Annotated in this window: 15 protein-coding genes; 8 read left to right on the forward strand and 7 right to left on the reverse strand. The window is 51.0% G+C overall.

Annotated elements, in window-relative coordinates:
• The first annotated feature begins 29 nt into the window (after nucleotides 1-29).
• Nucleotides 30-4,913, forward strand: coding sequence for an Lcl domain-containing protein (locus CKO12_RS04210; RefSeq protein WP_200153484.1), 4,884 nt, complete (start codon nucleotides 30-32; stop codon nucleotides 4,911-4,913).
• Nucleotides 4,914-5,088: 175 nt separating this feature from the next.
• Here CKO12_RS04210 and CKO12_RS04215 read toward each other — a convergent pair whose 3' ends face one another.
• The 3 genes from CKO12_RS04215 to CKO12_RS15210 are packed head-to-tail and all read right to left on the reverse strand — an operon-like array spanning nucleotide 5,089 to nucleotide 8,739.
• A complete protein-coding gene (locus CKO12_RS04215; RefSeq protein WP_338032692.1) occupies nucleotides 5,089-6,285 on the reverse strand; it encodes an EAL domain-containing response regulator in 1,197 nt (398 codons plus the stop codon).
• 11 nt (nucleotides 6,286-6,296) lie between these two features.
• Nucleotides 6,297-8,042, reverse strand: coding sequence for an ATP-binding protein (locus CKO12_RS04220; protein ID WP_200153485.1), 1,746 nt, complete (start codon nucleotides 8,040-8,042; stop codon nucleotides 6,297-6,299).
• Complete coding sequence (locus CKO12_RS15210; RefSeq protein WP_200153486.1) at nucleotides 8,035-8,739, reverse strand: PAS domain S-box protein; 705 nt, start codon at nucleotides 8,737-8,739, stop codon at nucleotides 8,035-8,037. The genes CKO12_RS04220 and CKO12_RS15210 overlap by 8 nt, the downstream gene beginning before the upstream one ends.
• Nucleotides 8,740-8,919: 180 nt before the next feature.
• On the opposite strand from CKO12_RS15210, the gene CKO12_RS04230 reads away from it, so the two are divergent.
• From CKO12_RS04230 to CKO12_RS04245, 5 genes are all read left to right on the forward strand, one after another.
• Nucleotides 8,920-9,264, forward strand: coding sequence for a DUF29 domain-containing protein (locus CKO12_RS04230; protein ID WP_274599895.1), 345 nt, complete (start codon nucleotides 8,920-8,922; stop codon nucleotides 9,262-9,264).
• Between the two features lie 22 nt (nucleotides 9,265-9,286).
• Nucleotides 9,287-9,388 (forward strand): hypothetical protein, encoded by a 102-nt coding sequence (locus tag CKO12_RS15135; RefSeq protein ID WP_274599898.1) that lies wholly within the window; start codon nucleotides 9,287-9,289, stop codon nucleotides 9,386-9,388.
• A 41-nt stretch (nucleotides 9,389-9,429) separates the two neighbouring features.
• On the forward strand, nucleotides 9,430-11,322 hold the full coding sequence (locus CKO12_RS04235; protein WP_200153487.1) for an Lcl domain-containing protein: 1,893 nt from the start codon (nucleotides 9,430-9,432) through the stop codon (nucleotides 11,320-11,322).
• A gap of 136 nt (nucleotides 11,323-11,458) precedes the next feature.
• Nucleotides 11,459-13,258: a thiol reductant ABC exporter subunit CydD gene (gene cydD, locus CKO12_RS04240; RefSeq protein ID WP_200153488.1), complete on the forward strand. Its 1,800-nt coding sequence runs from the start codon at nucleotides 11,459-11,461 to the stop codon at nucleotides 13,256-13,258.
• 191 nt (nucleotides 13,259-13,449) lie between these two features.
• Nucleotides 13,450-15,033: a GAF domain-containing protein gene (locus CKO12_RS04245; protein ID WP_200153489.1), complete on the forward strand. Its 1,584-nt coding sequence runs from the start codon at nucleotides 13,450-13,452 to the stop codon at nucleotides 15,031-15,033.
• 143 nt (nucleotides 15,034-15,176) lie between these two features.
• On the opposite strand, the gene CKO12_RS04250 is transcribed toward CKO12_RS04245, so the two are convergent.
• The 4 genes from CKO12_RS04250 to CKO12_RS04265 form a co-directional block, all read right to left on the reverse strand.
• Nucleotides 15,177-17,882, reverse strand: coding sequence for a S8 family serine peptidase (locus tag CKO12_RS04250; RefSeq protein ID WP_200153490.1), 2,706 nt, complete (start codon nucleotides 17,880-17,882; stop codon nucleotides 15,177-15,179).
• A gap of 2 nt (nucleotides 17,883-17,884) precedes the next feature.
• Entirely contained in the window at nucleotides 17,885-18,457 is a 573-nt protein-coding gene (locus tag CKO12_RS04255) for a PEP-CTERM sorting domain-containing protein (RefSeq protein WP_200153491.1), read from the reverse strand.
• 265 nt (nucleotides 18,458-18,722) lie between these two features.
• Entirely contained in the window at nucleotides 18,723-20,000 is a 1,278-nt protein-coding gene (locus CKO12_RS04260) for a diguanylate cyclase (protein WP_200153492.1), read from the reverse strand.
• 64 nt (nucleotides 20,001-20,064) lie between these two features.
• Nucleotides 20,065-22,575: a glycogen/starch/alpha-glucan phosphorylase gene (locus CKO12_RS04265; protein ID WP_200153493.1), complete on the reverse strand. Its 2,511-nt coding sequence runs from the start codon at nucleotides 22,573-22,575 to the stop codon at nucleotides 20,065-20,067.
• A gap of 213 nt (nucleotides 22,576-22,788) precedes the next feature.
• On the opposite strand from CKO12_RS04265, the gene CKO12_RS04270 reads away from it, so the two are divergent.
• Together CKO12_RS04270 and CKO12_RS04275 are read left to right on the forward strand one after the other, a co-directional pair.
• Nucleotides 22,789-23,124, forward strand: coding sequence for an SET domain-containing protein (locus CKO12_RS04270; RefSeq protein WP_200153494.1), 336 nt, complete (start codon nucleotides 22,789-22,791; stop codon nucleotides 23,122-23,124).
• A gap of 108 nt (nucleotides 23,125-23,232) precedes the next feature.
• A complete protein-coding gene (locus CKO12_RS04275) occupies nucleotides 23,233-23,586 on the forward strand; it encodes a hypothetical protein (RefSeq protein ID WP_200153495.1) in 354 nt (117 codons plus the stop codon).
• The last annotated feature ends 417 nt before the right edge of the window (nucleotides 23,587-24,003 follow it).

Consider the following 24,003-nt stretch of genomic DNA (forward strand, 5'->3'; position numbering starts at 1 on the left):
GCTCGTTCCCACCACCTTGGAGAATGACAATGCTTGACCGTATGCGACCTTTTCATTCACTGGCGCGTGGGGCGGGATTGATCGCTCTGCTCGCGCTAACTATTCCAACTCACGCCGACGGTCTCAACGACACCGGCATTACCACCTGCTCGAATGCCACGCAAAATGGTTTGCCGTGTCCGGTCGCGGGTTTTCCGCGCCAAGATGCTGAATCCGGCAGCAACGGGTTTAATTTCACCAAGTTAGATGCAACGGGAAATGATTTGCCCGCCAGCGCCACCGATCACACTTGCGTCCGCGATAACGTCACCGGTTTGATCTGGCAAGTGAAATTCAGTGATTCATATTACACCTTCAACCAAGCCGCTACTTATACTGGAACTGTTAATACAACTGGCTTGTGCGGATTTAATGATTGGCGAATGCCGAATATAAAAGAATTATTAGGAATTGCCGATCACGGAAAAACTAATCCTACAATTGATACCAATTATTTCCCAAGTACGCCGAGTTCGCGGTTTTGGTCGGGTTCTCCGTTTGCCAACGGCGCGAGCAGCGCGTGGGGCGTGAATTTCTACAATGGCGACGCCTACAACTACAATCGGGTCAGCAACAGCAGCGTCCGGCTCGTCCGCGGCGGACAGTCTTTTGATTCTTTTGTTGATAACGCGGATGGCACCGTAACGCAGTCGAACACTGGGCTGATGTGGGCAAAATGCAGTGAAGGTCAGACGGGTAGCGGATGTACGGGCACGGCAACAACAATGAATTGGAGCACCGCTTTAACTGCCGCGAATACTTCCCGCTTAGGTGGTTACAGCGATTGGCGGTTGCCTAATTTCAAAGAGCTGCAAGCCTTGGCAGATTACAGCCTCTATAGCCCCGCAATTAACACCAGTTATTTTCCCAATACGCCGAGTTTGTGGTTTTGGTCCGGTTCTCCGAGTGCCAGCATCGCGAACGGCGCGTGGCGCGTGAATTTCAACGATGGAAACGCCCTCAACCTCAAACGGGGCAATGCGCTGCTCGTCCGGCTCGTTCGCGGCGGTCTCGCTGCTGTTTCCTTTTTTGATTTAACCGTCACTAAAACTGGAAGCGGTGCAGGCACGGTGACGAGCGGCGATGGCAAGATCAATTGCGGCAGTATTTGCTCTGCCACATTGAATGGCAGCATTACCCTTTCCGCCACCGCCGATGCCAATTCGACCTTCAGCGGCTGGAGCGGCGCGTGTTCCAATACAACTGGCGATTGCACGGTCACAATGTCTGAAGCGCAAACCGTCACCGCGACATTTACCGCCACCGCCACTCACGCCGCCGGTCTCAACGACACCGGCATCACCACTTGCTCAAATGAAACCGAAAACGGCTTGCCGTGTCCGGTCGCCGATTTCCCCGGTCAAGACGCCGAATTCGGCACCAACGGTTTTGATTTTACGAAATTGGACGCTGCCGGAAATGATTTGCCAGCAACGGCAACCGATCACACCTGCGTCCGCGATAATGTTACCGGTTTAATCTGGCAGGTAAAACTCAGTGATTCATTTTTCGCTCCTTACCAAACCGCTGCTTATGCTGAAACTGTTAATTCAACTGGCTTGTGCGGTTTTAATGATTGGCGAATGCCAAATCCAAAAGAGTTAATGGGAATTGCCGATCACAGCCGCTATTCACCGGCAATTAATACCAATTATTTCCCCGATACGCCGAGTTCGGGGTTTTGGTCCGGTTCTCCGCTTGCCGACGACGCGCAATACGCGTGGGTCGTGGGTTTCAACGATGGCAACGCCCACTCCGACGTTTGGATCTATGAACTGTTAGTCCGGCTCGTCCGCGGCGGACAGTCTTTTGATTCTTTTGTTGATAACGCAGATGGCACCGTAACGCAGTCGAACACTGGGCTGATGTGGGCAAAATGCAGCGAAGGACAAACCGGCACGAATTGCACCGGTGATGCAAAAACAATGAATTGGAGCGCCGCATTAACTGCGGCGAATACATCGCGGTTGGGTGGTTATGATGATTGGCGACTACCGAATGTAAAAGAATTACAAGCCTTGGTCGATTACAGCCGCTATTCACCGGCAATTGATACCACTCAATTTCCCAATACGCAGGGTTCGTGGTTTTGGTCGGGTTCTCCGGTTGCCAACTTCGCGAAGTACGCGTGGTACGTGGGTTTCAATGGCAACAACAACTACATCGTGTATGACGAGTTTGGCGATGCCTACTACGGCTACGCCGATCGGGACTACGACCTCCACGTTCGCCTCGTGCGCGGCGGACAGTCTTTTGATCTTTTTCAATTAACCGTTAATACATCTGGCACCGGCAGCGGTAGCGTCAGCAGCAATCCAGCGGGAATTAACTGCGGCAGTATTTGTTCCGCCACATTGAATGGCAGCATTACCCTTTCCGCCACCGCCGATAGCAATTCCGTATTCACCGGCTGGAGTGGTGGCGGTTGTTCGGGCACTGACAATTGCACTGTCAATATGAATGCGGCGCAAACCGTCACCGCTAATTTTGATTTGTTCAGTTATTTCTCGTTTGAATTAACTGTCAGTAAATCTGGAAGCGGCAATGGTACTTTCAGCAGCAGCGACGGGATAATTAACTGTGACCCAACTTGCTGGTCATTTTCGACCGGTTTTAGCGGTGGCGCTATTGTCAATCTTATTGCCACTGCCGATAGCAATTCCGTATTTACTGGCTGGAGTGGCGGCGGTTGTTCAGGCACTGGTTCTTGCACCGTCACCATGAATGCCGCGCAAACCGTCACCGCTAATTTTGCGCCCACCAGTTATTCGCTCTCAATCAATAAAAGCGGCAACGGATTGATTTACAGCGACGACTACAAAATCAATTGCGGTTCGACTTGTTCCGCCAATTTCAATGGTGGCATCATCGTTAATCTCAATGCCACGCCCGATGCTGGCTATATGTTTAGTAATTGGAGCAATGGCTGTACCGGATCAGGCGCGTGTTCAATTCTAATGAATAGCGCAAAAGCGGTATTAGCAACGTTTAATCCTGCGCCGACTTATGCCATCGGGTTAGTTGCCAATCCCAGCGCGGGCGGCAGCGTGACTTGCAGCGTTAATCCAGTAATACAGGGCGGCTCAACAAATTGCACTGCAACGCCAAATACCGGTTACACATTTACTGGCTTTGGTGGCGATTGCTACGGCACGAGTTGCAGCTTGACGAATGTCACGGCGAATAAAACTGTGACGGCGAATTTCACTGCTAAAAAATTCACCGTTAGCACACTTGCTAAGCCTTCAATTGGCGGAAGCGTGAGTTGCAGCGTTAATCCAGTTAGTTATGGCGGCTCCAGTAATTGCACTGCGACAGCAAATGCGGGTTATACGTTTACTGGATTTGCTGGTGATTGCAGCGGCACGAGTTGCAGCTTGACGAATGTCACCAGCAATAAAAATGTGACGGCGAATTTCACTGCTAAAAAATTCACCGTTAGCATACTTGCTAATCCTTCAATTGGCGGCGGCGTGAGTTGCAGCGTGAATCCGGTTGCTTATGGTGGTTCGAGTAATTGCACTGCGACAGCAAATACGGATTATACGTTTGCTGGATTTAGCGGCGATTGCAGCGGCAAGAGTTGCAGCTTGACGAATGTCACGGCGAATAAAACTGTGACGGCGAATTTCACTGCTAAAAAATTCACCGTTAGCACACTTGCTAAGCCTTCAATTGGCGGAAGCGTGAGTTGCAGCGTTAATCCAGTTAGTTATGGCGGTTCGAGTAATTGCAGCGCCACGCCAAACTCCGGTTACACGTTTACTGGATTTGCTGGTGATTGCAGCGGCACCTATTGCAGCTTGAATAACGTCACCAGCAACAAAACTGTGACGGCGAATTTCACCGCAATCACTTATCCAATTAACGCCACTGCGAATCCTTCAATTGGCGGTAGCGTGAATTGCAGCGTTAATCCAGTGAGTTATGGCGGCTCCAGTAATTGCACCGCAACAGCAAATGCGGGTTATACGTTTACTGGCTTTGGTGGTGATTGCAGCAGCACCTATTGCAACTTGAATAACGTCACCGGCAATAAAACTGTGACAGCGAATTTCACCGCAATCACTTATCCAATTAACGCCACTGCCAATCCGTCAATTGGTGGCAGCGTGAGTTGCAGCGTTAATCCGGTGACTTATGGCGGTTCCAGTAATTGCACCGCAACGCCAAACTCCGGTTACACGTTTACTGGATTTGGTGGTGATTGTTACGGCGCGAGTTGCAGTTTGACGAATGTTACTGCGAATAAAATCGTGACGGCAAATTTCAAGTTAACAGCAGGTTATGTGCTTAATGTCATTAAAAAAGGCACGGGATCGGGTGTTGTCACTACTACTGATGGTAAAATCAACTGCGGCATGGATTGCAATGAAAGCCATACAAATGGACAATCAGTCACACTGAAAGCGATTGCTGATGTTGGTTCTGTATTTACCGGTTGGAGTGGCGCTTGTAATGGCTCAAGCACCTGCACGATCAGCATGAACGCAACACAAAATGTTACAGCAACATTTACTGCAACTGCGGTTGATTTGGCAATTACCAATATGGTTATTACGCCCACGACACCAATCATCAATGGTCTTTTTGATGTGGCAGTTACGGTAAAGAACTTTTCTAAAAAAGCATTGGACGCTGGCAGTTTAACCATTTGGAAAAGTCAAACCAAGATCGGTACTTGCGGGGCATTGGGCAATGCACAAACTAAAGTTGGTAGCTTGGCTGCTGGGGCGAGTCGCACGTTAACAGCGCGATTACGGACTCCCAACGCGGGAACTTATACTGCACGGGCATTTATTGATAGCCGCTGCACTACAACGGAATCCAACGAAGCGGATAATCAACTGACCAAAAGCTATACAGTGAAATAATCACCATTTTTAGTGTGATCTTATCAGCCCTCTTTTATTGAAAGAGGGCTTTTTTATTTTAATAAACATCTTGATGTCGATTCCAGATGTTGGAATACAATAATAGATTTATACCCATCGTTGTCAGTGACTTGTTTTATATTTATCGCTGTGGCTGGTAACGCTGTAGCTGAAATCACCGCAGCGCGGCATAACGCCCCGTCCATTCCAGCAGCCAGCACGGTAATTCCGCTGCTGGCATTGCTTTGGCGACAAAATATCCCTGCGCTAAATCACAATCTTGCTGGCGCAGAAATTCCCAATCCGCACGATCTTCCACCCCTTCGGCGACAGCCTTCATCTCTAATTGGCGGGCGATGCCGAGACTGGCGCTAAAAATGGCGTGCTTGGTGTTGTCTTGATTGGCGTTGTGGACGAAACCGCGATCAATTTTGAGTTCACTAAACGCAATATCGCGCAATTGCGCCAGCGACGAATGACCCGTCCCAAAATCATCAATCGACAGGCTGATATGTTTCAGCCGCAGGCGGGTGAGAACGTCCAACGGAATGCGTAAATCGGTCATCAAGCGCGATTCCGTCACTTCTAAAATCAAATCTTGCGCCGCTATTCCCGCATCAACCAATTGATCCAATACAAAATCAGCAAAATCTAATTGCAGCAAATTATCCATCGACACATTCACCGCCACCCGCAGCGCCAGCCCGGCATCGCGCCAGCACCGCGCTTGCGCCAGCGCCTCAATCAACACCACGCGAGTGAGCGCGTCGATCAGTCCGTGCGTTTCCGCCACGCTAATAAACCGATCTGGGAACACCAGCCCGTCGTCGGGATGTTGCCAGCGCACCAACGTTTCCACGCCAACGAACGCACCGGTCGCCACCTCCACCTTGGGCTGGTAATAGTTGACCAGCTCGCCGTTCGCAATGGCGCGTTGCACCGCCGCTGCGCCATACGTTCGCGGAATTTCCTGCACCATTTCTGACATCTGCTCCGACCAGCGCCCCAGCAATATTTGCAACACTTCAGGCTGAATTGGTTTGTGGAGATGTCCTAACATCATCAACTGATGCGCCTGCCCCAGCCGCACCGCCATTTCCAAAATGCGCTCATCCTCACCGCTAAACAGCACCAACGCGCCGCGATAACTCCGCGCCACAAGCTGGCGGATGAACTTCACCCCGTCCATGTCGGGCATATTAAGATCAAGAAAAATCAACCATCTAGTGGTCGGCTGGGCATCCAACATACCCAGTGCCTCTTGACCAGAAGTGCAGGTCTCGACGGAATTCTGTCCGAGGTTGACGAGCTGGCGGGCGAGCAGCTTGAGCTGAAAAGGTTCATCGTCAACGAGCAGAATGCTGGGACTCACAGATCAAATTCCTATTCTGAAGGAAGGGCGGCAAGCACCGCCGCGAGGTCACGCTCGAATATAAGGGCAAGCGCTTGGATAGTAACGGCATTTTGTGCTTTGCCCGCCTGTTCGAGCTGGGTGCAGCTCTCACCTAACGCCAATGCGCCCACTGAACGCGATGAGGATTTCAGCTTGTGAGCGCCATCCGCTACCGCTTGCCAATCACTCCGCACGAGCGCAGCGCGGATTTCTGCTGCCACCCGCTGCGCTGAAATGCGGTAATCCTGCATAAATTCAGCAACCTGCGCCGGATCATCGCCGATCAGCGTCGGTAACACGGTGCGATCTAACACCGCGAATGCCTGCGTTACCGCTACGGCAGGCAGCGGCAGCCACTTCTCCAGCATCGCCTGCAACCGGTCAAGCAACACCGGCTTGGATAAATAATCATCCATGCCTGATGCTTTGCAGCGCACTTCCTCACTTTTCAGCGCGTTAGCAGTCAGGGCGATAATCGGCAACCGCTGCCCCGTCCCTTCGGCGTGGCGAATCGCCGCCGTGAGTTCATAGCCGTCCATTTCCGGCATATTGAGATCAGTCAACAGCAGCGCGTGTTGCCCCGTTTGCCACCGCTCCAGCGCCGCTTGCCCGTTGTCAGCCACATCCGCCACATAACCGAGCAGCGCCAACTGATGCAAAATCACGCTCTGGTTAATATCGTTGTCTTCGGCAACCAAAATCAGGCTGCCGCGCCGCAGCGTTGTCTCATGCGACAACGGCGTCACCGCCGCGTAAACCGCGCTCTCATTGAGCGATTGTTCCGAAGCTGGCGCGGCGCGACCGGCAGCGATGGCAACTGCGTTGAGCAGCGCCCGGCGCGTCAACACGTTGTCGTTGACCCGCACCAGATTGACATCTTCATCGCAGAAATCGCGCCCAATCACGACAAAATGGGTATCGCTGTCGGGATAAGCACGGGCGCTGGCGCGGAGATCATCCAGCAGGGAATTGGCATTGCGGGCGTCGATGACCACGATTGAGCGTCCGGCAGCATGATTGGCAATCCACTGCCGCGCCGTCGTCAGATCGGCAGCGCGGTCAACGAGTGCTTGATCGTAGGTCAGGTAGGTGGCGAGATCGTCAGCAATGCCATCCGCGCTATCCATCACCAAACACGGCAGTCCGGCGACATTGGATTGCACCGGATCACCGCCACCGCATTGTTGCGTCGGCAACGCAAACGGGATGCGCACACTAAACAGCGAGCCTTGATCGGGTTTGCTTTGCACCGCGATTTCACCGTCCATCAAGCTGGCGAGCTGGCGCGAGATTGCCAGCCCGAGTCCGGTGCCGCCGAAATGGCGCGTGGTGGAAGTATCTGCTTGAATAAACGGCGTAAACAGCCGCTCCAGCGTAATTTCATCAATCCCAATACCGTTATCAGCAATTTGAAATTCCAAAATCACCTGTTCAGGGTGCTGTTCAATCAGGACGGCTCGCACCGACACCCGCCCGGGTCGCTCTTTACCACTGGAAAATTTGATCGCGTTATTGACGAGATTGATGAGAATTTGCCGCAGCCGCCCTGGATCGCCGCTCACGGCGGCGGGAATCGCCGGATCGGTAAACAGCGTTAATTCCACGCCTTTTTTCAGCGCCATCCGATCCATGACTTCGCAAATTTGCTCCACCACTTCCGCAACGCCCATCGTCACGCAATCAAGTTGGAGTTTTCCGGCTTCAATTTTAGAAAAATCGAGAATATCGTTAATCACCGCCAGCAGCGCAAAAGCAGAATCGCGGATGATAATTCGCCATCGCCATTTGTGATTTATTGAGGCTGCTTTGCTGCAATACGTCGATCATGCCAATCACGCCATTCATCGGCGTGCGAATTTCGTGACTCATCGCCGCCAGAAATTCGGATTTAGCAAGATTTGCTTTTTCGGCAGCAATTTTGGCGCTTTCCAATTCGACGTTCTTTTGTTTTAACGCCTGATCAAGCATTTCCCGCTCAATTTCGACCTGACGACGAGCGGTATTATCAGTGCCAATTAACAGATAACCGATAATCGCGTTTTGAGCATCGCGCAGCGCCGTCACTGAAACCACTGCGGGAAAACGGCTGCCGTCTTTGCGGATATAAGTCAGCTCATAAATATCCTCGATGCCGCGAGAGGCCTTAAAAATCAACGCCTCAAAGCCGGGCGTAATTGGCGTTGACAATTCGGCGCTCAATTCCTTGGCGCGGACGATCAATTCTTGTGGATCAGAAATATCGGCGGGTGTGATTTGATTGATCACTTCCGCCGAAGCGTAGCCGAGCATTCGTTCTGCGCCGACATTAAAAATCTGAATCACACCCTTGGCATCGGTAGCAATACTGGAAAAATTGGCGCTATTGAAAATCGCATTTTGTAAGGCTTTCGAGGTGTTACGCGCACTAATGTCGCGGATGGTGGTCTGAATCACAGCGTATCGCTCATTAAAGTCTCACGCGAATGTTATTGCTACAGTTGACCTACTTTGAGCTTGTTTTACACAGATTGCCAACGGTATTTCAGAATGAGGCTTAAATCGCCAATCCAGAATCAATTGATTGCGACCAACAAGTAGGATTGAAAGATTTTCATCGTAAAGAAGGAACAGAGCATGAATGAACTCAGTAAATTATACGATACTGATTACAGCGCGTGGACATTACAAACAGCGGAGTTAATTCGCGCCGGTCGTTTTGCGGAATTGGATATTGAACATTTATTAACTGAACTCAGTGATATGAGTAAAAGTGACCGCCGCGAACTTTATAATCGGCTTTTGATTTTGATTGCCCATTTATTAAAATGGGAATATCAACATCACATTTTATCTGAACGCTGGAAGGATTTTGATGGTCGTAGTTGGCAACGCACTATTATTGAACAACGCAAACGGGTTGCCGTGTTATTTCGGCAATCACACGGCCTAAAAGGCGTTGTGGACGAAGTGGATTGCTGAGGTTTATCCTGATACAGTTGAGTTGGCGAGCGATGACACGCAACTGCCACTCGCAACTTTTCCAACGATATGTTCTTATACGCTTGCACAATTACTGGATAAAACATTTTATCCACAGCAGTAATTTTATTCTATTAACGCATTCACCACTTTGGAGAACTACTAATGCGTCACCACCAATCCATTGCTGTATTGACGCGCAGCGCGGGAGTTGCCGCTCTGCTGCTCAGTTTTTCCATCAGTAACGCCGTCGGTCTTAATGATACCGGCATTACTACTTGTTCAAATGCGAATCAAAATGGCTTGCCCTGTCCGGTCGCTGGTTTTCCGCGTCAAGATGCAGAATTTGGCAGCAACGTATTTACTTTCACTAAATTAGATGCTGCTGGCAATGAATTGCCCGCCAGTGCCACCGATCACGTTTGCGTCCGCGATAATGTCACTCGTTTAGTATGGCAGGTTTACAATAGCAATACGGGTTACACCGTCAATCAAGCGATTGATTATGTTGAAAATGTTAATGCAGCGTGGCTGTGCGGATTCAATGATTGGCGGTTGCCAGAAGTGAAAGAATTGAGCGGAATTGTCGATTATTACGGCAATTATTCTGATCCAACGCTTGATAGTGATGCTTTCCCAAATGCGCCGAATTCGTGGTTTTGGACGGGTTCATCTTATTCCGGCAGCGCGGATTCGTTTTGGTATGTGTATTTCAGTGATGGCGATGTAAATTATGGCGATCCTAATTACAGTCTTTATGTGCGCCCGGTGCGCGGTGGTCGCGCAATTGATACGTTTATTGATAACGGCGATGGCACGGTCACGCAGTCGTATACCGGGCTGATGTGGGCGAAATGCAGCGCCGGTCAAACTGGCAATACTTGTGCGGGTGCTGCAAGTGAAATGGTGTGGAGTGAGGCGCTGAATGCTGCGTACAATTCACGGTTGGGCGGATATAGCGATTGGCGGTTGCCGAATCTGAAAGAATTGCAAGCGTTGGTGAATGAAACCCGTATTGATCCCGCAATTGATACGACTGCGTTTCCGAATACGCCGAGCGCGTGGTTTTGGTCAAGTTCGCCCTATAGCAGTTATTGGAGCTATGTATGGAATGAGGTAAGCTATGTGTGGAATGTGAATTTTTACGATGGTGATTTTTATAATAACTATCAATACAATTTTAATCATGCGCGATTCGTGCGCGGTGGTCAGCCTTTTACTTCTTTTGATTTAAGCGTTGCTAAAAAAGGCAGCGGCACGGGCACGGTGACGAGTTCGCCCGCCGGTATCAGTTGTGGCACCACCTGCGTGGAACGGTTGGGACAGGGAGCCGCAATAACGCTCATCGCCACCCCGGATGCCACGTCCAATTTTGGCGGCTGGAGCGGCGCATGTACCAATAAAACAAGCACTTGCATTGTGAACATGTCAAAAGCTCAAACCGTCACCGCCACCTTCGCGCCCTTGCCCAATGACAGTCTCACGGTCAGCACCGCCGGCTCCGGCAGCGTGACCAGTTCACCGGCGGGCATTCGCTGCGGCACGGCGTGTAGCAAAGCATTTATCAGCGGCACCGCCGTCACGCTCACCGCCACTGCGACCGCTGGCGCGATCTTCAGCGATTGGGCGGGCTGCACGCCGCTTGTGACTAACCCGTTGCAATGTAAGGTTATTTTGAACGGCAAAAAGTCGATCACGGCGACGTTTGGCACGGCAGATATGATCGTCACCGCCATTGCGTTAACGCCAGTTTCACCTGCCGCCAATAGCGCCTTTACTGCCAAGATTACTGTGAAAAATCAAGGCACTGTGAGCGCAAATGGCGGTTATATGGATGTGTGGGCACATCAAGCAGCCAAGCAAGGCTGCGGCGCAGATGGTGAACAATGGCTTGAAATTGGCGTATTGGCTGCCGGTGCAACAAAAACATTTACGGTGTCATTGCCAGCGCAAAAGGCGGGTAATAAAACGCTGCGGGCGCTGGTTGATAGTTGGTGCCAATTACCAGAAACGAATGAAATGAATAATGAGTTTACAACCAGCTATACGGTGAAATAAAAAACAATCGCCGTTAATGCGGTATTCAGTAACGGCACTGCACTTTTTTTGCGCAGAGACAGTGCCGTTGCATTGCTAGGCGTAGCGTGGTTTTCTATCCACATTGTTTCATTGTGAAATCCCGACTCGCCTCACCATGTCCGTTACTTGGCTTAAAGCGCAGCGCCCATTGGCAGGCTTCGCTCTCACCTACACCGTATGGCTCAACACGCTCAACGGGTTATTGGCGATTGCTCAGGCGTGGTGTCTGGCAGTCATTCTCAACGCCGTCATTTTTGACGCCGCCGACCGCACCGCAGTGCTGCCGTGGCTGTGGGGTTTGCTGGGACTGTTGCCAGTTCGAGCGGTCGTGCTGTGGGGCGCAGAACAGACCGCATTTGCGGCAGCGGCGGCGGTACGCATCACGCTGCGCGACCGCGTTTATCGTCATTTACAACTGCTCGGCCCCGCGTATCTCGCCACAGAACGCAGCGGGGCGCTGGTGGAAATCCTGACCAAAGGCATCGACGATTTGGAGGGTTATTACGCCCGCTTTTTACCGGCGATGAGTTTGGCGATGATTTTGCCGCTGGTGCTGCTGATCGTGGTTTTGCCGCTCGATTGGCTGGCTGGCGTGGTGTTATTGATGACCGCGCCATTGATTCCGCTATTTATGATTTTAATTGGTTCCGGCGCAGAAGTGCGCAATCAACGCCAGTGGAAACAATTGGCGCGGATGAGCGCCCATTTTCTCGACGTGATTCAAGGACTCACCACCTTAAAACTGTTTGGCGCAAGTCGGCGCGAAGTCGAAATTATCGGCACAATTTCCGACGATTACCGCGTTAGCACGATGCAAGTATTGCGCATCGCTTTTTTATCTTCAGCCGTGCTCGAATTCTTTGCTTCAATTGGCATCGCCATCGTCGCAGTATTTATTGGTTTTCGTCTATATGGATTGGCGCTGCCAGTGCCACCTTGGTTTGTGGTTCCAGAAATTGACTTTTTACGCGGTTTATTTGTGTTAATGCTGGTGCCTGAGTTTTATGCCCCGCTGCGTAATCTTGGCGCTCAATATCATGCTCGCATGGCCGCCACCGCTGCTGCCGAACAATTGATTCGTCTCTTGGATGCTAAACCCAATCATGCAGTGTTAGCGAATGAACAGCGCACCACTGTCATTCACTTTGCCGCAGAAGAAATGACACGTCCATCAATTGCGGTGCGTTTTGAAGCAGTGGAATTTTATTATGAAGAAGGGCGTCCAGCATTATGCGGAGTCACGGCGGACATTCCCGCGGGACGCCGCATCGCGGTGGTGGGCACCAGCGGCGCGGGGAAAACGACGTTTATCAATCTGCTGCTGGGATTTTTAACGCCGACGAGCGGACGGATTTTGATTAACGATCAAGACCTTGCGCAACTCGATTTGACGACGTGGCGGCAGCATTTGGCGTGGGTGCCGCAGCAGCCGCGTTTATTTCAGGGCAGCATCGCTGACAACCTCCGGCTCGGCGCACCGACGGCGACGTTAGATATGCTGTGTGATGCGGCGCGTCAGGCGCGAATTGATGCGTTTATTGCAACCTTGCCAATGGGTTATGACAGCATTATTGGTGAGCGCGGGGCGGGATTATCTGGCGGACAAATTCAGCGGCTGGCGCTGGCGCGTGCTTTTTTACGCGATGCGCCCTTCGTTATTTTGGATGAGGCGACCGCGAATCTTGATCCCGACAGTGAGCGGCTGGTGCAGGAAAGTATTGATCTGTTGGCGCAGGGGCGCATGTTGCTGGTGGTTGCGCATCGCTTGGCAACGGTGCGCAAGGCCGATCAAATTTTAGTTTTGGAGCAGGGGCGTATTATTGAACAGGGCGATCATGCGACGCTGGCGGCAGCGGGTGGGCGTTATGCGCAAATGATTGCGGCTGATCAAGGGGGAATAAAGCGCGGCGAATAACACGCGCATTTTTAATGTGATGATGTGCGATTTACTGAATACAGAAATCTGAAAAGCAATGTTAAATATGGTGCGCGTGTTGGTTTAATCGGTGCAGTTATTCAATTGATTGCTGACATCGCAACATGCTAATACGCGCCTTATTTTAATCACAATAAAAATGAAGTTTTTGCATTGTCACGGATCAAATAATGACTGAACTTTCCTTGCAAGGCTTTTTAACCGAGTGCGAACGCGAGCAGTTGCATCGCGTGCAAGCGATCCAGCCAGATGGGGCATTGCTCGGCGGGTTGGTCGGTGATCCGCACATTCAATTTGCCAGCGCCAATCTCGCCGCGTGGATCGGGCGAGCGTGGGAAGCGGTGCTCGGCCAATCGTTGCTGGCGCTGGTGCCGAATTTTCCGCCGCCGCTGGTGGGCGTGACCAGCGAAATCACGGCACAGAATTGGATGCTGCCATCACCGGAAAAGCATTTGTATCGTCAACTGTTTAACGGCGTGAACGGTCATTTAGACGGTCTGCTGTCGTGTACGGATACGACTTGGCTGTTGGAGCTGGAGCCGTCGTTGCCGGAGGCGCAGCAACATGAGGCTTATCGTCCGGTGCCGCATCATCTGTATCGAATGCCCTACACCGAAGCGGACTGGACGCAACAGTGTCAAGGTTTGGCGGATGCGCTGCGGTCGGCGACGGGCTTTGATCGGGTGATGATTTATCGTTTTCGTGATGATGAGTGCGGCGAGGTGATTAACGAAAGCGTGATTGACGGGTTGTCGTCGTATCTGGGGTTGCGTTATCCGGCGTCCGACATTCCACAGATCGCCCGCACGTTGTATTTGTCCAATCGACATCGCCAGATCGCGGATGTCAGCGCCGCGCCGGTGCCGATTCACAGTCTCGCCGCGCAGGTGGCGGATTTGAGTTGGTCAGATTTACGCGCCGTGTCGCCGGTGCATCTCACTTATTTACGCAATATGGGCGTGACGGCGTCGCTGTCATTTCCGCTGGTGCTGTATGGACGGTTGTGGGGTTTGGTGGCTTGTCATCATTACAGTCCGCGCCAGTTGCCGCTGTCGGTGCGCGAACGTTGCGCGGAAATGGCGCAGGTGTTCACGCTGGCGATTGGTGGTTATAACAATCATCGGCGGTTGATGGAGGTCAATGGCAGCGATCTGGAGATCATGCGGCTGTTGGATGCGCTGCATGAGGCGGAATATCCGGCGCAGAAGGCGGGGACGAGCGATGGTTTGGTGCATCCGAGTCAGGCGTTGGGACGGGCGCTGCTGTCGTTGGTTGGCGCGGAGGGCGCGGCGCTGATTGATGGTGAACAGGTGATTACGTTTGGAATTGTGCCGACGCTGGCGCAGATTCAGGAACAAGTGCAATGGCTGCGCACCAGTTTGGACGATCAAATTGTTGCGACGGATGCGCTGCCGGAATTGTTGGCTCCGGCGGTGGAATACGCAGATCGCGCCAGCGGGTTGTTGGCCGTGCGGGTGGGGCGCTTCACTCGCGTTGGTCAGCGCATCGAACGGACGTTTTTATGGTGGCGACCGGAGCAGCCGCGCACCGTGTATTGGGCGGGCGATCCGCGCAAAGATGTGCATTTTGATCCCGACACGCAGCATTTAACGCCGCGTTCATCGTTTGAACGCTGGATTGAAACCACGTCCGGTCATTCCGAACCTTGGTCAAGCAGCGATCTGTTGCGGGCAAAGAAATTTCGGAGTTTGGTGCTGCGGGCGGTGAACGCGGAGGTGTTGCTGCACGGTTGACATTAGCAACGCGGAAAAGTGTCAAATTTCCTGACACTTTGTCCGCGTGGCGCACCGGACGCGCCGCAGTGCCACACCAGACAAAAAGGGCGACGTGAATCAACACATCGCCCTTTTTACTTGCAAAAATAACGGGTTAGCTCTTAATCACTGACCGGGCAATTTGTCCGCCCATAATTTGCGCGGAAAGTCACGAGATCGGTGCCGTCAACATCGCCATCCTTGTCAAAATCCGCCCGCACGTTATAACGCGCTTGACCAGTGCGTGATCCAAAAGCAGCGCCAAAGACCGTTTTATCGGCGTCATCGACATCGCCATCACTGTCAAAATTTCCGACACAGAGCGCAAGCGCTGCGGCTGGCCATTCAATAGAATTCACTGCCTTGGCTAAATTGAGCCGCCCGTGTGCGGTCATTCCAGTGAGTGGATCAATTAAATCGGTATTTTCCAAAATCCGGTTAATTCGATCCGCCATTGGTTCTTTATACAGACTTGCCAAGAAACCAATTGCACCAGTGACGTGTGGCGCTGCCATTGAAGTGCCGCTCATCCAAGCGTAATTATGTGTAGGCATTTCCTGACCAATACCGATGTCATCCAAATAAACACCATCGTCTACGTTAGAACTATCGGTATTTAAGACAAATGCAACACGGAAGTTAGCGGTATATAACGCCGGATCAGACAGTGGAATGTTATAGTTAATCCATTCACCATCACTGCTACCAGTAAGACCACCTACATATTGATACCGTTCACCAAAAGTAAGCCAGTGATTTGTTCCTTCCATACTATCACTGAATACAGTTGTGCTATTTACTATAACACTGAAGTCATCAAGATAATAACCATCATAAGTGATCATTTCGTCAGTCCAGAGCACAAAAGAGATTTGCGCTTTATCGACTAAACAGGCATCTGGTAGCACTGCTGTAACCTGCGTCCAATCCGTTAATACAGCACTCACATAACCGACGTAATGATAAATGCCATATTCGCTACTACCACAATATACTCCCAACATATCATAATCTGGTTCAACTGCACCTTTCAGATAAAAGCTGATGCTGGCAGTGCCTGACGCCGCAGCAGAAAGATTTATCTCAGGGCTAATGGTTCCAGAATATGTATTATTGAAATAATTTCCATTAGGACTATCAGACCACGCCTTAGTTCCAGTATGTTTTTGTTCGGTAGTGATTTTCCAAGCACTGGGAATCACATAGTAAACATTCAGAAAATCATAATTGCTTTCCAAATCGTGTTTCACATTAAATCCGAACGATAAACCACTTTTTCCAACCAAGTTAATTGGTCGGCTGATAAGCGCAGTAGATTGATCATCAACATAGTCCCCATCTGGGCTATCCGTCCACGCATGGCTAGATGAAAGTGAGGCGACATCGGTAATTGCCCAAGGTGCGGGTAAATCAAACTCCCAACCATTTGCCCCCGATTCAACATTATCAAAGAACACATCACCTGCTTTAGGCGTGTAAATTGTTGACCAATAGGTGCTTAGAATTGCGCTGCCGGGCGCTCCTAAATCCACTGAAGTTGCACCATAATTGGAATACCAAGCCAGCGAATCAGTATCATCAGTTGCCGCGACGCTAATCACATTAGGTAAATTATAACCCGCCGGATAACTGGGTTTTTTATCATTATCATTTTGTGCATTTCCAGCAGCAGCAACGAAGACAATACCGACATCTCCTAATTTTTTAGTTGCGGCTTCCATGACGTCACTGTAGCAACCAGCACATCCATAAGACGCATTGACTGCCACGATATTTGTGCCCTTGTTTTTCATGGTGAGAACGTACTGCAAGGCGGCTAATTCTGCATCGTCATACATATAGCCATCAGGTGAAAAACTTTGTATCGCCATGATGCGTCCGCGCCAATTGATTCCAGTAACACCCTCACCATTGTTTCCTTCAGCAGCAATGATGCCGGCAACATGGGTACCATGCGCAGCGGTCGGATATGGGTCACTATCACCCGTTCCTGTATCAATCCCGTAAATATCATCAGTGTAACCGTTCTGATCATTATCAACGCCGTCGCCCGCGATTTCTCCCGGATTTTTCCACATATTATTTTTCAAATCTGGATGCCGATAATCAACGCCGGTATCAATAACAGCAATCACCACATTTTCAGAGTTGGTGTGCTGATCCCAAGCATCAATAGCTTGAATATCAGCACCGGAATTTCCTCCCGTTTGTCCGCCATTATTCAATGACCATTGATAACCAAATCCAGGATCATTTGGAGATGTATCACTAATCACCGATGGGCGTTTTCCATAATTCAACGCCACTGCTTGAACGCGAGAATCTCTTTTCAGATTCTTCATTAACTGCGCACTGCCCACACCCTTGCTACCGCGTACTAATGCGAAAACTTGTCCAGTACGCGCCGTCAATTGATCAAAACCCTTGACCACTGTTGCTGCTTTCGCACCGAGTGCGCTACTTGCAGCGGTTTTTGTAACGCCTTTATTAAATAACACCAATACTTCGCCGTCTTTATAATGCGGCTTTTCTGGAGTTGATGTGGTGCCATCTTTAGGAGTCGGCTGAGTTGGCTCAGGAACCGTTAATAAGCGATCACCTTGGGCATTGGGTGTCACGTTATTGGGAACGAGTTGTGAGCGGCTCGTTGGCGCTGTGGGATGATTGAACGCAGGCGCGGGACGATCTTGTTTAAGGGTCATCGCTGCTGGCGTCAGTATTAAACCAGTGCTGCTGGCGGAATATGAGTTCATCGTGGGCAACATGCCGATAATGGCAGCAGCACACAGGGTATAACCCTTAATATGAGGGAAGTGAAAATGGCGCATGGTTATTGCTCCTTGGTGCGCAGTTCAAGACGGTTTTTTGCGATCAGCAGACCTAATAAACCAGAGGCTAATAACAACATTGAACCGGGTTGAGGAATTGTTGGTGCCTCAACATCTAAAGGTGTTCCATTACTTAAAATGAAATCATTGTTGATCCCATCAACAATTTTCACATCCGTTGATGTTGCCGTTGCCGCAATTCCTTGGAACTGTACACTCGCTAAAAGAATGTTATCTCCAATACGAGTATCCACTAACATTCCCGCATTCACGATTAAAGGTGAATCAGTGAACGATGAGAAATTATAAAAATCCCAGCCTTCTGCCTTTGCATTGAGAATTTTTAAGGCGCTGTAGTCATAATCAAGTTCAAAGCCCACGCTGATCAAGCCCGGAGAATCAACTCCAGAAATGTAAATATCTGCCCACGTTGTTTTATCAAAGCCAAGACTAAAACTGCTGTCATAATCACCATCTCGACCAAAATCAACGTTAAAGGTCAGGGCGGCTGATACGGGTAGCGCCAGCGTTGATAACAACACTGCTGCAATTGGAAGCATTCGTTTCGTGTTCATAAAACATTCTCCTATACATTGGAGAAGCACAAAGTCAGTGTTTGTGTTCTCTCAATTACTACGGACAACCCAATTCGCTTGGTTTGCCATTTAGTGATTGCATCAACAATCACTTTGGAGTGGTTAGCAAAAATGAGACCACATCCTAACTCACTCAAATCATTCAAATAAACGCAATAGCCAGATCGCAGGTGTAAAAAAAGCTGACGCTGTGATGCGGTCAGCTTTGATAAAAAATCTCGATTTCGCTCATCAATTCAAAGCGTTAATGACGAATCACGCGATTACGCCCGTCGGCTTTGGCTTGATACACCGCGCTGTCGGCAACGGCAATCATCTGTATCAACGATCCTTCCAGCTCCGTCGTGAAGCCAACGCTGGCAGTGATCGGAACCAATTGTTTTTCTGCATAAAATTCAATGCGCTCAACCGCAGCGCGTACCCGTTCAAAAACCCATTTCGCGTCGTCTTCTTGCTTGAGCACCACCACGCAAAAAAACTCCTCGCCGCCATAACGCCCCACGATGTCGGAAGAACGCAGCGTTTTACACAACGCATTGGCGATCACTTTGAGCACTTCATCGCCCACCAGATGCCCAAAGGTGTCGTTCACGCGCTTAAAATGATCGACGTCAATCATGCCCAGCGCAATACGAAAATGACCGCGCCGCGCATTGGCGTATAGCGTTTCACTCATTTCTAGCGCGTGACGGCGATTAAAAATGCCAGTTAAAAAATCACGGGTGGCAGCATCACGCAAACGCCGTACATATTCAATCATATTCGTGTTTTGCGTGACGCGACAAAAGAATTCTTCTGCTTGAAATGGTTTGGCAATGAAATCATTTGCGCCAGTTTTTAATAATAACGCCGGCAAATTCGGGCGCGACGCATCCGACATGCCAATAATTGCTAAATCTTCCCGCCGATGCTGTTGTCGAATCGCTTCAATCAATTCCAAGCCGTTCATGCCCGGCATATTCACATCTGTGATAATCAGGCTGATATTCGGATGTAAATCAAGCAGTTCCAGCGCCTCTAGCCCATTATTGGCCGTCAGCGTTTGATACCGATAGCTTTCCAATAAACTTTGCAAATACGCCCGAAAACTGCGCGAATCGTCCACCACCAGCACCTTCACTTGGCGGTTGTGCCACAAGCGGCTGATGGTTTGCGCGACCTGTTCAACCTCGTTGCGATTGTGTTTGATGAAATAGTCCACCACCTGCCGCGCCAGCATCATCTCCCGCCGCGCAAAATCCATTGATCCCGTCAGCACCACCACCGGAATGCCGTAATGCCGCACCAAATCAACGATCTCGCCATGCTCCGCATCGGGCAAATGCAGATCGAGCACGGCGGCGAAAAAACGGCTGGCGTGAGCAACGAGTTCCCGCTGCGCGTCGGCAAATGTGGCGGCCTCCACCGTTTTGATGCCGTGCATATCGTCAAGGTAGGCCGTCAACAAACTGCGCATCGCCCGGCTGTCCTCAACAATCAACACCGTGCCAACATCGTTATTTTTATCAAAGGGTTGCATCATTAAAAAGGGTCTCAGCCAGCGCCGGAGGGTAAATTCCGGCGCTGTTGATGGGTTAAATCACTGCTCAGGCGCTCGTGTGCGGTGCCACCGCGTCAAGATGCCAGATGTCGCGGCTGTATTCCGTAATCGTGCGATCAGAGGAGAAATGCCCACTCCGCGCCGTGTTCAAAATGCTCATCCGCAGCCAGCGTTCCCGATCCCGATATGCCAGCGCCGCCTGCTCCTGCACGTCGATATAGTTGCGGAAATCCGCCGCCGTCATCCATGGATCGTGCGGGTTGCGAATCGCAAAGATCACTTGATCGAACGCGCCGCCCGCAAACTGATTGAAATGCCCAGATTCCAACAGGTTCATCACTTCCAACAGCGCCGGATCGCTGGCGATGATGCCGTTGGGATCGTAATGCTGCCGCCGCGCTTCCACGCCCGCTGCCGTCATCCCAAACAGGAAGAAGTTTTCATCGCCCACCTGCTCGCGGATTTCGATGTTCGCGCCATCCAAGGTGCCAATCGTGATCGCGCCGTTCATCATAAATTTCATGTTGCCGGTGCCAGACGCTTCCTTGCCAGCGGTCGAAATCTGCTCGGACAAATCCGTGCCGGGCGCAATCACTTCCATCAGCGACACGCGGTAATCCGGCATAAACGCCATCCGCAGCAGCCCGGCGGTATCGGGATCGCCGTTGATGGTGCGAGCGACGTGGTTAATCAGCTTGATGATCTGTTTCGCCATCATGTAGCCGGGCGCTGCCTTGCCGCCGATGAGTACGCAGCGCGGCGTCCAATTGCGCGTGTCGCCGCGTTTGATGCGGTTATACAAATGGATGACGTGCAGCACGTTGAGGAGCTGGCGCTTGTACTCGTGAATGCGCTTGACCTGCACATCAAAGATCGCCTCCAGCGGAAACTCGACCCGGCACAACTGCGACACCTGCTCAACCAGCCGCTGTTTATTCTCCTGTTTGATCGCGTGCCAGCGGGCGCGGAATGCCGGATCAGCAGCGAACGGCTCCAACTGTTTGAGCTGGCTGAGATCGCGCACCCAACCATCGCCAATCGTCTCGTTGAGCAGCTCGCGCAGCCCCGGATTGCACATCGCCAACCAGCGCCGCTGCGTGACGCCGTTGGTTTTATTGTTGAATTTGCGCGGCCACAGCTCGTTGAAATCGCGGAATAATCCGTCAATCAACAGTTCCGAATGCAGCGCCGCCACGCCATTGACCGAGAAGCTGCCGACAATCGCCAGATATGCCATCCGCACCTGCGGGTCATAACCTTCCTCAATCAACGACATGCGCCGTTGCCGATCCACATCACCGGGCCAGCGGCTGGCGACTTCGGCGAGAAAACGGGCGTTGATTTCAAAGATGATTTCTAAAATGCGCGGCAGCAATTGCCGGAACAGCCGCACCGGCCAACGTTCCAACGCTTCCGGCAACAGCGTGTGATTGGTGTACGCCATCGTTTGGCGCACGATCAGCCACGCTGCATCCCATTCCAAATCGTGCTCATCCATCAATTGCCGCATCAATTCCGCGACCGAGACTGCCGGATGCGTGTCGTTGAGCTGAAAACAGTTGCGCTCGGCAAAGCGGGTGAAGTCGTTGCCGTGCCGCCGAATCCAATCGCGCAACACGTCTTTGATGCTGGCGCTGGCGAGAAAGAACTGCTGGCGCAGCCGCAATTCCTCGCCACATTCGCTGGCGTCGTTGGGATACAACACCATCGTGATGTGTTCAGCGGCATTTTTTTGCGCCACCGATTCGGGATAGCTGCCGGCGTTGAATTCGTCGAGATTGAATTCATCCGTCGCTGCCGCTTTCCACAGCCGCAAGGTGTTGACGGTGTCGTTGCGATACCCGGGGACGGGCACGTCATAGGGCACGGCGAGCACGTCGCTGGTGTCGATCCAACGGACGCTTTTGCGCCCAAAGCGGTCGGTGCTGGCTTCGGTGCGCCCACCAAACGGAATGCGCTGCGTGAATTCGGGGCGCTCCAATTCCCACGGATTGCCGTCGCGCAGCCAGTGATCTGGCTCCTCATGCTGTTCGCCGCCTTCAATTACTTGGCGAAACATGCCGTATTCATAACGCAGCCCGTAGCCGCGCACTGGCAATTGCAAGCTGGCGCAGGAATCGAGAAAACACGCGGCCAACCGTCCCAAACCGCCGTTGCCTAAACCAGCGTCGGGCTCGTTGTCCTGAATTTCCTCCAGCGCCAGCCCCATCTCATACAAACCCTGCGCGACGGCATCGTTGAGGCCGAGATTGAGCATGGCGTTAGACAGCGCCCGCCCCATCAAAAACTCCAGCGAGAGGTAATAGGTGCGCTTGCAATCGGCCTCGTCATACGCATTGCGGGTGTTTTTCCAGCGTTCCACCAGCCGATCACGCAGCGTGATCGACAGCGCCTTGTAGGCGTAATAAATGGTTTGATCGTCGCAATCGCGCCCCAGCGTGTGGGCGTAATAGCGCCGAAAATCATCCGCCATGCCCTCGGCATCCAGTGGCAACGGCGGCAAATCAAAGCAGTTCGCGTTGGGGTGATTTTTAATCAGGTCGGTCAAAGGGGACATGCGGTGTAAGTTCCTAAGTGGTGACATTGGAGTGAGAAGAAGGTGATTATAGTAGCCATTGCTGATACAGGGTGCGAATCGGTCAGCCCGTTTGCGCATCTGTGGCTTGCGTATCCGCTAGAAAATAACCCTCTAATAAATAATGCAGCGGCGTATTCAGATTTTAGCGAATAAAAATCACATCTCATTTTAACAGTATTGAGTCAAACAGCAATGAATCAACGACGCACTTCTGATCCGCTGCGGCATCATCTCACTGTTGCCCCGTCGCCCATTCACGGTCAAGGTTGTTTTGCGCGGAATAGTATTGCTGCTGGCGCATTGATTGGCACCTTTACCGGAACAGAAGTGGATGAAGATGGAACGCATGTGCTCTGGTTTTACGATCCAGAAACGCAAATCTTACAACGGCGGCGCGGTGATAATTTATTGCGCTGGCTCAATCACAGCGACCAGCCGAATGCCGTATTTTATGGATTTGATTTATACGCCAGACAATGGATTGACGCTGGCGTTGAAATCACCATTGACTATAGCGCCGCACCTTAAATTGAGTTGACAGTTGACGGTAAAAACGCTGTTTTTGACTGACAACCGACAACTTTTTTCAACTACGCCGCACCTTAAACCTGCTTTTTTATCATTGGAGTTTTACTGATGCAAAACCGTCCGCTTATTCACACCGCCATGCCCAAACGTCGCTATCGGGTAGGGCGTTATTTTGCGACGTTATTGGGTGACATTGAAAGTAGCGATGAACATTGCTATCACTACATTTTAGCGTTTGTATTGGAAGGACAAAGCGATCCAGTTGTTTACGTTTGCGCGGAAGTCACGCCACCGCCGCAACAAGCAAACGGCGCATATCAATTGCGGGTGATTACAGAAAAGAGAGCAGAAGTCGTCAACATTGCAGATCGCTGGGGTGATTTAGAGATATTCGCAACGCAGGCGCTCAATGTGGGAATGCAATTATTACGCTTGCGACAAGCATTGATTGAGCGGTTGTAACCGCGTATTGCAGTGACGGAAACGCTGGCGCAAATGGTCAGCGTTTCCGCCGGTTTATTTATAACTCTGACTGCTGCGCTAAGATCAATTGGCTATTTGTGTTTTATCTTGCTACTCGCGGCACTATCCATAACTATTAAGCCGCAACTTTGATACCGTCATTTGCCGCTATCTATTCCCAACCTGTTAAGCAACTGATCCGGTGAATAAATTGCTGATTGAGAAAATGGCTCGCGTTGCATGAGCACATCCAAAATGACATTGGTATCAAAAAGAATCTTCAAAGATATTAGGAGTTACGCAGTTGCGAACAAGCCATACAATGGTGCTGATAAATAAAATCGCACGGCACTGCGCACGATCTTATTTTTTGCTTCCATAATGCTTATTCCAGTTCGATAGAAGTAGCGTTCCAAA

The organism is Chromatium okenii (genome assembly GCF_016583745.1).
In the GTDB taxonomy this organism is placed as follows: domain Bacteria; phylum Pseudomonadota; class Gammaproteobacteria; order Chromatiales; family Chromatiaceae; genus Chromatium; species Chromatium okenii.

What these genes read in the sequence shown, in the direction of transcription:
- CKO12_RS04210 (WP_200153484.1), top strand. Translation starts at nt 30, where the DNA reads ATGCTTGACCGTATGCGACCTTTTCATTCACTGGCGCGTGGGGCGGGA.
- CKO12_RS04230 (WP_274599895.1), top strand. Translation starts at nt 8,920, where the DNA reads ATGAATGAACTCAGTAAATTATACGATACTGATTACAGCGCGTGGACA.
- CKO12_RS04235 (WP_200153487.1), top strand. Translation starts at nt 9,430, where the DNA reads ATGCGTCACCACCAATCCATTGCTGTATTGACGCGCAGCGCGGGAGTT.
- cydD (WP_200153488.1), top strand. Translation starts at nt 11,459, where the DNA reads ATGTCCGTTACTTGGCTTAAAGCGCAGCGCCCATTGGCAGGCTTCGCT.
- CKO12_RS04245 (WP_200153489.1), top strand. Translation starts at nt 13,450, where the DNA reads ATGACTGAACTTTCCTTGCAAGGCTTTTTAACCGAGTGCGAACGCGAG.
- CKO12_RS04250 (WP_200153490.1), bottom strand. Translation starts at nt 17,882, where the DNA reads ATGCGCCATTTTCACTTCCCTCATATTAAGGGTTATACCCTGTGTGCT.
- CKO12_RS04255 (WP_200153491.1), bottom strand. Translation starts at nt 18,457, where the DNA reads ATGAACACGAAACGAATGCTTCCAATTGCAGCAGTGTTGTTATCAACG.
- CKO12_RS04260 (WP_200153492.1), bottom strand. Translation starts at nt 20,000, where the DNA reads ATGATGCAACCCTTTGATAAAAATAACGATGTTGGCACGGTGTTGATT.
- CKO12_RS04265 (WP_200153493.1), bottom strand. Translation starts at nt 22,575, where the DNA reads ATGTCCCCTTTGACCGACCTGATTAAAAATCACCCCAACGCGAACTGC.
- CKO12_RS04270 (WP_200153494.1), top strand. Translation starts at nt 22,789, where the DNA reads ATGAATCAACGACGCACTTCTGATCCGCTGCGGCATCATCTCACTGTT.
- CKO12_RS04275 (WP_200153495.1), top strand. Translation starts at nt 23,233, where the DNA reads ATGCAAAACCGTCCGCTTATTCACACCGCCATGCCCAAACGTCGCTAT.